This window comes from Acinetobacter sp. ACNIH1 (assembly GCF_002934695.1).
GTDB classification, from domain to species: Bacteria; Pseudomonadota; Gammaproteobacteria; order Pseudomonadales; family Moraxellaceae; genus Acinetobacter; species Acinetobacter variabilis.
On the sequence record NZ_CP026420.1, the window covers coordinates 2,155,923 to 2,167,957 of the forward strand.

Here is a 12,035-nt window from a genome sequence, read left to right on the forward strand (position 1 = left end):
CCAATGATTTAGAAATAGATATAAAATATGAAATATATTTTTTATAGTTAAAATAAAGAAATTTAAAATAAAAAACTGGCTATTTAAGAGCCAGTTTTAGATATTATAAAAGTATAACTATATCTCTATATTATTAAGCCTTTTTATTTCACGAATTAATCCTGAATGGTCTAATCCTCCATCGCCATTATGGACCATATCTGAAAAGAGCTGATTTACCAATTCTGCTACTGGCAACTTTAGGTTTAATTCCTGCGCATAATTTATAGCGGTATGAGTATCTTTTAACTGCGTTGTCGCAGCCCCTCCCGGTTTAAAGTTTTGCCTTAATATACGTTCACCATGCTGTTGCAAAATAGGAGAATCAGCAAATCCCCCAGTCAATGCTTGTTTGACTTTCTGTGGATCTGCTCCTCCTTGCTGAGCGAAAAGCAGTCCTTCTGCAACAGTGGCAATCGTACTCGCAACAATCATCTGGTTAACCAGTTTAGCTAGCTCTCCACATCCGGCAGCGCCCACCAGAACTGCTCTACCCATACAATTGAGAACTGCTTGGGCTTCAGTAAAAGTATCTTCTTCGCCCCCCACCATAATGGCAAGAGTTGCATCTTTTGCACCTTTTTCTCCGCCTGAAACCGGAGCATCCAGATACCTTAATCCTAAAGATAAACATCGTTCATTCTGATGTTTTGCAGTTTTTACCGGGATTGAACTCATGACAATCACAATACTATTTTTCTTTAATTCAGAGACTGCTCCATCTTGCTGGAACAGAACTTCATCACAGGTTTTTCCATCACTCAGCATTACAACCAGAAGATCAACATCTTTACCTACTTCCGATAGCTGATGACAGGCTTTTGCACCTACCTCTTCTAATCCTTTCAATTTAGAGAAGGTTCTGTTCCAAACCTGAACCTGGTGACCACCTTTGATTAAATTCATAACCATAGGTGTGCCCATAATACCGGTTCCCACGAATCCAATCCTTGCCATGTTTTATACTCCTTGATTGGGTTGGGCTTTGAGGTTTAATTTCTCTTTTGCTACCTGCTTGCCATTTAAATGGGCAAGCACCAGTAATCCGATCCCACCAATAGCAACAAACCCAGCGATAACTAGAAATGCAATGGTATAAGTACCCGTAGTGGTATATAGATAGCCAGTTAAATATGGACCTGTAAATCCACTTAAATTACCTACAGAGTTAATTAGTCCAATACCAGCAGCAGCACCTACGCCTGTTAATGTTTGGCCTGGGAGCGTCCAGAAAATATTGATTGCACTAAATACTCCAATTGCCAGGAAAATAAATCCGACGATAATAGCCCATGGCTGGTTCACAAGTAATGCGATTGCAATAGCACTCGCTGCCATAAGTGCTGCACATGCACCATGCTTATGTCGCTCCTGTTTACGATCCGAGCGACGGCTCCATAAAATCATGCCTACAGCAGCAAATGCATAAGGAATTGCAGTTAAAAGACCATTCTGAATTAAGCTGATTTCCATCCCAAACGTATTCCGGAATGACTCCAGCACACTTGGCAAGAAGAAGAACATTGCATTCGATCCAGACGTAATCCCAAAATAAACAATTGCCATAACCCATACCAATGGATTTTTAAAGACTTGTTTGATAATGGTTGATTTACTTAAATGGGCATCTGCATGTTCAGTTTTTTCACGCTCTTCTTTTTCTAATGTATTCATTAACCATTGACGTTGATCAGCAGTGAGCCATTGAGCTTCTTTGGGTGTATTGGTTAAGTATTTAAGGCAAATGATACCTAGAATGATGGATGGAATACCCTCAAGCACATACATCATGCGCCAGCCTTCATAACCGATAGTATCACCCCATTGCATGAGTCCAACTGAAATAGGTGCACCAACAATCTGGGCTATCGGCAACCCTAAATAAAATGTAGCAAATACACGCGCACGATATCGTGCTGGAAACCATAAAGTAAGATAGAAAATTACGCCTGGAAAAAAGCCAGCTTCAGCAATACCAAGTAAAAAACGAAGAACGATAAACTGGGTTCCATTCTGAATCAGGCCCATTAAAGCAGCAATGATTCCCCATGTAATCATGATACGTGCGATCCAGATTCTGGCACCGAAACGATGCAGAAGTACATTACTTGGAACTTCTGCAATAAAATAACCAAGGAAAAAAATTCCAGCGCCTAAACCGAAGATAGTTTGAGTGATTCCAATTGCATCATTCATATGCAAGGCGGCAAAGCCGATATTTGTTCTATCTAAAAATGCCATTACAAATAGAATAATAAGAAAAGGAATAATTCTTTTTGAAATACGTTTAATGGTTTGCTCTTCCAGAGCAGATTTAGCTTGAATATCTTCCATAATACTGTCTCACTTTAATTAGCTATCTCAGCTATTAATTCTTGGGTATCTTCAATATGTGCCTGGATGATGCTTTCAAAATTCTTATCAGCTTTGAACCCAAGTGATTCAGCGTATTCAGCTTTAACCTTTACTGGCCAACTTTGCACAATGCGTTGGATCGTTTTATCTTCTTGCCATTTCACAAGATCTACTGCAGATTTTCCTGCAACTTTTTCTAGAGCTGCCAGCATTTGCTGAACAGTAACCGTTAAACCGGGTAATGGAATAATGCGCTGATCGGATAACCGGTCGGGAGAAATGACTGCTGCATGAATCATTGAGTCAACACAACGACGCGGAGAGGTAATAAAAACTGGCGTATCCGCCTGAACAGGACAAATCGCAGTTTCACCTTTAAGCGGTTCACGGATAATTGAACTAAAAAATGTTGAAGCAGCTTTATTGGGTTTACCGGGACGAACAACAATTGTTGGTAGACGTAATACTCGTCCATCAATAAAGCCTTTACGTGAATAATCTGAAACAAGTAATTCGCCTACCGCCTTTTGCATGCCATAGGATGATTTAGGCGTGACAACAGTGTCATCTGTGACTACTTCTGGCAGGGCACCTCCAAATACAGCACAACCGCTGGCAAAAATAAATCGGGGTTTGGATCCGTGTTGTCTTACTGATTCAAGCAAGGTCAACAAACCGTATAAATTGACTTCCATACCTAAGTCAAAATCAGCTTCTGCCGCTGAACTGACTACTGCAGCCAGATGCCAAATGACATCTACATTTTTGGTAATTTTAGATACTTGTTCTTTGTCAGTAATATCACCAATCACGACTTGAATTTTCGGGTGTTCAGGAATGTCCTCTCCTGTAAAAGCATCAAATAATATGATTTTTTCTACTGATTGAGCAGCTTGTCCATCTAGTGTGATAGTACCTAATTCCAAGATTTTTCTAGCTATCTGTTTTCCAATAAAGCCCGTACCACCAGTAATGAGTATATTCATAGGTAATCCTTCCCTAATTTTTGAATTAGACGACTCAAATCGTGTATTCATCAAATTAAGTAGGATGATTAATAATTACCAATGAATTATTCCTCAATATTGATAACTTTTTAATATCGATATTGAAAAGTTATTCGATATAAGTTTTTGGCAAAAGACTTATATACCTAATTCTTATTATTTTTTATTTCAAAATATGGCTACTTTAGTATTAATAACTTCTGTTTATCAAAGATTGATATTTAATCATTAGTTATTTTTTTAAATAAATTATAATTTACTTAGAAACTATATGATTTTTCAATAAATTGAATGCCTATAAAATAGAGATAATCTTTCAGGATAATGTAAATGGAAATTAAAGTATTTGTTGATGTTAAGACACGTTTAGGTGAAGTGCCGACATGGGATCCTGTTCGTCAACGATTATTCTGGGTAGATATATTTGATGGTCGATTATTTTCCTGTGATGAACAAGGTAAAGACCTGAAAGCTTGGGAAACCCTTCAAAAGATTGGATCTTATGCACTACGAGAAAATCATAATGGAGCAATTGTTGCCTTAGAAAATGGGCTGCATAGTCTAGATTTTGATACTGGCGATTTAGATTTTATTTATCATCCTGAACCAGATATGCCTTTTAATCGTTTAAACGATGGAGGTGTAGATCGACAAGGCCGTTTCGTTTTTGGATCAATGAACCGTATGGAGGAAGATAAAACTGCCTCTTTATATCGTTTAAATACAGATATGACGGTTCAGAAACTTGAAGAAAATATCAATACTTCAAATGGAATATGCTGGAACCCTAAAGGCGATAAGTTCTATTTTACTGATACCTGGCAAGGTGAAATCTGGTCATATGATTATGCCAGTTCAGATACCGCTTTAACCAATAAACAGATTTTTAGCAAAATCGATACGCAAGATGGTGGTTCAGCAGATGGATCAACTGTAGATAGTGAAGGTTATGTCTGGAGTGCAAAAGTATATTCAGGCCAATTAGTACGTTATGCACCTGATGGCACTATAGATCGAATTATTAAAATGCCAGTTAAAAAAGTGACCAGTCTGGCTTTTGGAGGAAAAAATTTAGACGTGCTATTTGTTACCTCTATGTCTCAGCCTCCTTTACCACGTTTTCCCGGAGACAATCAGTTGCGCGGCAGTGTATTTGCAATTTATGGATTAGGTATCCAAGGTGTCGCCGAAACATATTTCAAAGGTTAAATGCTATTAAAGCACTTAGCTGATTCACCCAGCTAAGTGCTATTTTATTTAATTCTATTTAGTATTCTCTAATAAAATTTTTATAAAAGTCTGCGCAATTTCTGAAACTGGTTCATCTTTTCTTGTGAGAATTCCATAATCCTGAGCATCCAGGATTAATTCAGTTTCTAAAATGCAAAGCTTCCCCTCTTCAACCTGTTGAGTGACCATTGCTTCAGGCAGCATAGCCACCATGGGAGCAGTTTGTATAATCTGCAAAAAGGTTTGCATAGACATGGTATTGACCGTATTCAAGGGAACTTTAACATTTGCGCGCATAAATGCCGCTTCCATACGTTTCCGAATCGGTGTGCCTTTAGGGTAAACAACCCAAGGCCAATCTAGCAGTTCGTTTAATTGACAAAACTTCTTTTGGGCATAGGGATGCTCATGATTGACTACAATACAGAAAGGTTCTGGTCCTAAGGGTTTGAAATCGAAAAACTGCTGTTGGGTTGCTTGGGTGAATCGGCCTACTGCTAAATCCAATGTATGTTCACTGAGCATTTCCATCAAATGATCACTAGTCTGTTCAACAACATCAATAGAAAGTAAGGGCCATTTCTTTTTAATCTCAATCACAGAATTTGGAATTACAGAAGCTGTTGCTGCAAAAATCCCACCTACTTTGAGAAATCCATGACCACCTAACCTGAGCATTTCAATATCTTCAACAAAATGTTTGGCATCGTTCAGTACACGCTGTGCGTAACGAATAACGTGCTGCCCTAATGCAGTAACCGGCATACTTCTAGGTAAGCGTTCAAAAATAGTAAAACCTAAAATGCTTTCAATTTCTTTTAACATCTTACTTATCGCAGGCTGGCTTAAATTCATTTGTTCAGCTGCTAAATGCATATTTTTAGTTCTTGCTAAAGTCTCTAATAGAACCAAATGCCTATATTTAAACCAATTATTAAAACTTGAATAATTTAAGTCTGCCATTCAGAAGTCCTTTCCCAATAACTACAGGTTATTAATTATTAAATTATTACCATTGGTGTTTATTAGAAAGGAATTTTATGATGATTTCAATTATAAATAGAGTTGCTTTACATGAAATTTACATTAAATTCAGCTAATTCATTGCCAATGGATGGCACACAAGGGTGCTTAATTGGACGGGCATGGGTACCGCATAAAATTGCTGGGCCATCACCAGTTATTCTGAGAGGTAATCAGGTTTTTGATATATCTAATCATTTCAATACGATCTCTGAATTACTAGAAGCTGATTCTCCTATTTCGGCTCTTGCTAAAATCGAAGGCCAATTAATTGGCAATATTGATGAAATTTTCGCAAATACTTTGCCTGAGCCAGATCCAAGTAAAGCTTATTTTTTAGCACCCATTGACCTGCAAGTGATTAAAGCGGCTGGAGTAACTTTTGCTGCCAGTATGCTGGAACGAGTAATTGAAGAACAGGCTGCAGGAGATGCGGATAAAGCACAACATATTCGGGAAATCGTACAGAGCGTAATTGGAGACAGTCTTAAATCTATACAGCCGGGTTCCGTAAAAGCACTGGAATTAAAAAAATACTTAATTGAACAGAATATGTGGTCCCAATATCTTGAAGTTGGGATTGGCATTGATGCAGAAATATTTACCAAAGCTCCTGTTTTGGCTGCCGTAGGTACAGGTCAAAATATTGGTATTCATCCAAAATCTGAATGGAATAATCCTGAACCTGAAGTAGTTCTGGTCGCAAATAGCCAAGGTCAAATTTTAGGGGCAACTTTAGGTAATGATGTCAATCTGCGTGATTTTGAAGGACGCAGTGCCCTTTTACTGAGCAAAGCTAAAGATAACAATGCCTCATGTGCAATTGGTCCTTTTATCCGCTTATTTGATCAGACATTTAGCTTAGATGATATCCGCTCATGTGAAGTAGAGCTCAAAATCGCAGGCACAGATAATTTTATATTGAACGGTTTGAGCTCTATGTCTCAAATTAGTCGTGATCCAGAAGATTTAATTCAACAGACTTTAAATGAAAATCATCAGTATCCAGATGGATTTGTACTATTTTTAGGAACTTTATTTGCTCCTACCCAAGATCGAGAAAAGCCTGGAGCGGGCTTTACCCATAAAGTTGATGATGTCGTACGGATTCATACACCTAAACTAGGTACTCTTTACAATACTGTAACGACCAGCGACCGAGCATTACCTTGGAATTTTGGTATCAACTCATTGATTCAAAATTTAAAACAGCGTGAGTTACTTTAGTTGTCAGTGATTATCCCTAGGTTGAATGGTATTCCTGAATTATTAGTTTTAGGGTTGGTCTCTACTCTTCTAACAAATAACTCCTCCTATATTGCTTATTTGCATAATATTAAAGTAAGGATCTGGAAATGAATGATCAAAGTAAACGGATTTTTTTACGTAGCCAGGAATGGTTTGATGATCCAGAACATGCAGATATGACAGCTTTGTATGTTGAACGATATATGAATTATGGTTTGACACGCGATGAGCTCCAGTCTGGCCGACCAATTATTGGTATTGCACAGACCGGCAGTGATTTAACTCCTTGTAACCGTCACCACAAAGAATTAGCAGAACGCGTTAAAGCAGGTATTCGTGATGCGGGTGGTATTCCTATGGAATTTCCGGTTCATCCAATTGCTGAACAATCACGTCGTCCTACTGCCGCACTTGACCGCAATTTAGCCTATTTAGGCTTGGTAGAAATTCTCCATGGCTACCCGCTTGATGGGGTAGTTCTGACCACAGGTTGCGACAAAACTACACCTGCCTGTCTCATGGCAGCAGCTACTACTGATTTACCCGCTATTGTGCTCTCAGGTGGACCTATGCTGGATGGCCACTATAAAGGTAATTTAATCGGATCAGGTACAGTGATCTGGCATGCACGAAATTTATTGGCTTCTGGTGAAATTGATTATGAAGGATTTATGGAAATGACCACTTCAGCCTCACCATCAGTGGGTCACTGCAATACCATGGGTACTGCACTTTCCATGAATGCCTTAGCTGAAGCTTTAGGTATGTCTTTACCGACGTGTGCCAGCATTCCTGCTCCTTATCGTGAGCGTGGTCAAATGGCTTATGCGACTGGAAAACGCATCTGTGAGATGGTTCTAGAGGATTTAAGACCATCAAAAATCATGACCAAAAAATCCTTTGAGAATGCAATTGCTGTTGCATCTGCTTTAGGTGCCTCAAGTAATTGCCCACCTCATTTGATTGCTATTGCGCGCCATATGGGGATTGAACTGACTCTAGATGATTGGCAGCGTGTAGGCGAATCGATCCCCCTGATTGTTAATTGTATGCCTGCAGGTAAATATCTGGGTGAAGGCTTTCACAGAGCTGGGGGTGTTCCTTCCGTATTACATGAACTGCAACAGGCTGGTGTCATTCATGAAGATTGTGCAACAGTAAGCGGCAAGACTATAGGTGAAATTGCCAAGCGGTCTAGAACTTCAAATGCCGATGTAATTTATCCATATCAAGAGCCACTTAAGCATGGTGCTGGCTTTATTGTATTAAGTGGTAATTTCTTTGACAGTGCCATTATGAAAATGTCTGTTGTGGGAGAGGCATTCAGAAAAACCTATTTGTCTAATCCACAGGATGAAAACAGTTTTGAAGCACGAGCTATTGTCTTTGAAGGGCCAGAAGATTATCACGCACGAATTAATGATCCGGAACTCAACATCGATGAAAACTGCATCTTAGTTATTCGTGGTGCAGGTACGGTCGGTTATCCGGGCAGTGCTGAAGTCGTGAACATGGCACCGCCTACAGAGTTGATCAAAAAAGGCATCGACTCTCTCCCTTGCTTAGGGGATGGTCGTCAGAGTGGGACTTCAGCTAGCCCTTCTATTTTAAATATGTCACCTGAAGCAGCAGTTGGTGGTGGGATTGCATTGCTTAAGACCAATGACCTTTTAAGAATTGATTTAAATAAGCGTTCTGTCAATGTACTCGTTTCAGATGAGGAATTAGAACGCCGCCGTCAACAATGGAAACCTGACTACCCTGCATCTCAAACACCATGGCAAGAAATGTATCGCAAGTTAGTAGGCCAACTTTCTACAGGCGGATGCCTGGAACCAGCAACCTTATATATGCGTGTCATTAATGACAAAAACTTGCCCCGACATTCTCATTAAATCGAATCTAGGACTAATTAGATGAATAATATCGGCCACAACTTTATAGCTGGCACCCGTAGCGCTGCAGGTGATAAAGTCCTGAAAAGCCTGAATGCCAGCACCGGTGAAGCCCTGACTTTTGACTTCTTTCAGGCCACTGAACAGGAAGTCAACCAGGCCGTGGAAGCAGCCCATACAGCCTTTAAAACCTACCGACATACTTCCCCTGAACAGCGGGCTCTATTCTTAGAATCCATCGCAGATGAACTCGATGCTTTGGGTGAAGACTTCCTCAATACGATTTCTCAAGAAACGGCTTTACCTATTGCTCGTCTGCAAGGTGAACGCGGCCGTACCAGCGGGCAAATGCGCCTGTTCGCGAAAGTATTACGTCGCGGTGATTTCCTGGGTGCACGAATTGATACCGCACTACCAGACCGTCAACCTTTACCACGACCAGACTTACGTCAGATTAAAATCGGTGTAGGGCCAGTTGCCGTTTTTGGGGCAAGTAACTTCCCTTTAGCATTCTCGACCGCCGGTGGTGATACCGCTTCTGCATTGGCAGCAGGTTGTTCTGTGGTGGTCAAAGCCCATAGCGGGCATATGGCCACTGCAGACTATGTGGCTCAGGCCATTGAACGTGCCGTTGAGAAAACAGGCATGCCCAAAGGGGTATTTAACATGATCTATGGTAATGCTGTCGGTGCCTTACTGGTGAAACATCCATTAATTCAGGCCGTCGGTTTTACCGGTTCCCTCAAAGGTGGCCGTGCACTATGCGATATGGCAGCAGCACGTCCACAGCCGATTCCGGTCTTTGCTGAAATGAGCAGTATCAACCCGATGCTGATGCTGCCTGAAGCTTTAAAAAACCGTGGTGATCAGATTGCCCAGGAGCTGGCAGATTCAGTAGTACTGGGTTGTGGCCAATTCTGTACCAATCCAGGATTGATCCTGGGAATTAAATCACCTGAATATACACGGCTCATTGAACAGCTCAGTGAAATCATGGCAAACAAGCCGGCTCAAACCATGCTCAATGCAGGGACATTAAACAGCTATGTTTCTGGCTTATCGCATTTATCCGAGCATTCCGGCATTCAGCACCTGGCCGGTCAGGAGCAACAAGGGGAGCAGGCATTACCGCAACTCTTCAAAGCAGAGGTTGAACTGCTGCTTGCTGGTGATCAACTTCTGCAAGAAGAAATCTTTGGACCCACTACGATTGTGATTGAAGTAGAAGACAAAGCCCAGTTACTACAGGCTTTAAGCAGCATGAATGGACAGTTAACAGCTTCACTGATTGCGGATGAATCGGATCTGGTGGAGTTTGCCGATGTAGTACCGGTATTGGAAGAAAAGGCAGGCCGCTTATTGTTGAATGGCTATCCAACCGGTGTAGAAGTCTGTGATGCCATGGTACATGGCGGACCTTATCCGGCTACTTCAGACGCACGTGGTACTTCTGTGGGAACGTTGGCAATTGACCGTTATCTACGTCCGGTCTGCTACCAGAACTATCCGCAAAGTCTGTTGCCTGAAGCATTAAGAGATGAGAATCCACTGAACCTGCTGAGACTCGTCAATGGGGAAATGACTCAAAACAGAATTTAAAAGAGACGACAAGAACAAGAATGCGGGGAGCTTTATTCATCTCAGTGAGTTGCCCGCTTTCAAAAACGATAGATAGCCAAATACATTATCAAATGCTTGGAATAGATGAAGTATGAATTTATCTGTTTAACCCAAATAACAATGATTTCAAAAATAAATTAAGAAACATTTAAGGATGAATGTATGAAAACACTTGTGAAATTTTCATTAGTAATAGGGACCTGTATGTCTTTTTCACCTGAACTATTAGCAAATGAATTATTGGAAGATGGTCAATTTGATTTAATTAATCGTAATTTTTATTTTTATCGCGATTTTAGAAATGGAGCTTTCAATCCTTCCGGTGCGAACACGCAGTTGCCAGAAGAAGATAAAGAGGGCTATCGTAGTGAATGGGCACATGGGGTTATTGCAAAATATACTTCAGGATATACTGATACTGCCTTGCAAGTAGGATTTGATGCTTATGGCATGGCAGCAGTAAAACTATATAGTGACGAATTTAAAACCGGCACAAACTTGTTAGAATTTGACTCTGCAACAGGTAAGACTAAAAGCTTCAATGGAGAAATTGGAGGTGCTCTAAAGGTCAAATATAAGGACACTATATTGACTTATGGTAATCAATTTCCCAATGTTCCAGTTATAGCCACCAATACCTCTCGCTTACTCCCATCTGTAAGTACGGGTATAACTTTACAGAATAAATCTATAGATCATTTGGAAATAAATGCCGGTTATTTTTATAGTATGAATCCGGTAGATTCTACGAAGGATTTAAACTTTTTTACCACAGATTATGGTCCAGCTGCTGGAATTAAAGCGGATAGTGTCAGTTTTGCTGGAGGAACATATAAATTACCAAACTCATCAGTAACCGCCTATGCTTCTGAATTAGAAGACGTATGGACACAGCTCTTTCTAGGCGCAGATTTCCAACATGCTTTTGAAAATGACCACAAACTAAAAGCTGCCTTTGTTGGATATAGTAATAAAGATACGGGTAAAAAAATTGCAGGCAATATTGAAGCAAACATTCTGTCAGGTTTAGTGGGATATCAAATAGATCAGCATATTATTTCTTTTGGATATCAGCAGGTATTTGGGGATGAGCCTTTTGACTGGGTAGGATATTCAACTATAGGCGGAAATGTTTCAATTCTAAATGCAGCGCAGTTTGCCAGTTTTTCTGAAGCAAAAGAAAAGTCACTACAGCTTAAATATGAAACAAGTCTTGGCTCATATGGACTACCAGGCCTAAGCTTAATGGGGCGTTATATATATGGTTGGGATGTAGACAACAGTAATAGTGATAATAGTTTTTATAGACAGAGATTTGTTTATGATCCAACCAAAGACAATAAGCATTGGGAACGTAATCTTCAAATTTCTTACAAAGTTCCAAGTGGATTTGCTAAGGGTTTGGATATAAAGTTACGTCAAGCTACCCATCGAGCCACCAAAGGTTATCGTTATAATGATATTGATGAAGTACGCGTAATTATTGAGTATCCATTGTCATTTTAATTATATGCATGTTGTAAGTTCTAGCAATTAATTAGTGATTCACAATTTGATTAGGCTTTGTTGCATAAATATCTAAGACTATGATTTTTTTAATTCATTTTTGGATTAAAAA

Annotated in this window: 9 protein-coding genes; 5 read left to right on the top strand and 4 right to left on the bottom strand. The window is 39.9% G+C overall.

Features of this window, described 5'->3' with window-relative positions; translation table 11 throughout:
- Window positions 1-117: 117 nt before the first annotated feature.
- From C3F22_RS10570 to denD, 3 genes are read right to left on the bottom strand one after another with little or no spacing between them, the layout of a single operon-like run.
- Window positions 118-996, bottom strand: a complete 879-nt coding sequence (locus tag C3F22_RS10570) for an NAD(P)-dependent oxidoreductase (RefSeq protein ID WP_104426522.1) — start codon at window positions 994-996, stop codon at window positions 118-120.
- Window positions 997-999: 3 nt separating this feature from the next.
- Window positions 1,000-2,373 carry an MFS transporter gene (locus C3F22_RS10575; RefSeq protein ID WP_104426523.1) on the bottom strand — a complete coding sequence of 458 codons (1,374 nt, stop codon included), beginning with the start codon at window positions 2,371-2,373 and terminating at the stop codon, window positions 1,000-1,002.
- Between the two features lie 14 nt (window positions 2,374-2,387).
- The gene (gene denD, locus C3F22_RS10580; protein WP_104426524.1) at window positions 2,388-3,380 is read right to left on the bottom strand and encodes a D-erythronate dehydrogenase; all 993 of its coding nucleotides are present in this window, start codon (window positions 3,378-3,380) and stop codon (window positions 2,388-2,390) included.
- 351 nt (window positions 3,381-3,731) lie between these two features.
- Here denD and C3F22_RS10585 point away from each other — a divergent pair, with 351 nt between their 5' ends.
- Complete coding sequence (locus tag C3F22_RS10585; RefSeq protein WP_104426525.1) at window positions 3,732-4,610, top strand: SMP-30/gluconolactonase/LRE family protein; 879 nt, start codon at window positions 3,732-3,734, stop codon at window positions 4,608-4,610.
- 54 nt (window positions 4,611-4,664) lie between these two features.
- Here the strand turns inward: C3F22_RS10585 and C3F22_RS10590 are convergent, their stop codons facing one another.
- Window positions 4,665-5,594: a LysR family transcriptional regulator gene (locus C3F22_RS10590; protein WP_004782551.1), complete on the bottom strand. Its 930-nt coding sequence runs from the start codon at window positions 5,592-5,594 to the stop codon at window positions 4,665-4,667.
- Between the two features lie 111 nt (window positions 5,595-5,705).
- On the opposite strand from C3F22_RS10590, the gene C3F22_RS10595 reads away from it, so the two are divergent.
- From C3F22_RS10595 to C3F22_RS10610, 4 genes are all read left to right on the top strand, one after another.
- Window positions 5,706-6,881, top strand: coding sequence for a fumarylacetoacetate hydrolase family protein (locus tag C3F22_RS10595; protein ID WP_104426526.1), 1,176 nt, complete (start codon window positions 5,706-5,708; stop codon window positions 6,879-6,881).
- A gap of 128 nt (window positions 6,882-7,009) precedes the next feature.
- The gene (locus tag C3F22_RS10600) at window positions 7,010-8,797 is read left to right on the top strand and encodes an IlvD/Edd family dehydratase (RefSeq protein WP_104426527.1); all 1,788 of its coding nucleotides are present in this window, start codon (window positions 7,010-7,012) and stop codon (window positions 8,795-8,797) included.
- Window positions 8,798-8,818: 21 nt separating this feature from the next.
- Window positions 8,819-10,396 carry an aldehyde dehydrogenase (NADP(+)) gene (locus C3F22_RS10605; RefSeq protein ID WP_104426528.1) on the top strand — a complete coding sequence of 526 codons (1,578 nt, stop codon included), beginning with the start codon at window positions 8,819-8,821 and terminating at the stop codon, window positions 10,394-10,396.
- Window positions 10,397-10,579: 183 nt separating this feature from the next.
- Window positions 10,580-11,923, top strand: a complete 1,344-nt coding sequence (locus C3F22_RS10610) for an OprD family outer membrane porin (protein ID WP_104426529.1) — start codon at window positions 10,580-10,582, stop codon at window positions 11,921-11,923.
- Window positions 11,924-12,035 lie beyond the last annotated feature (112 nt).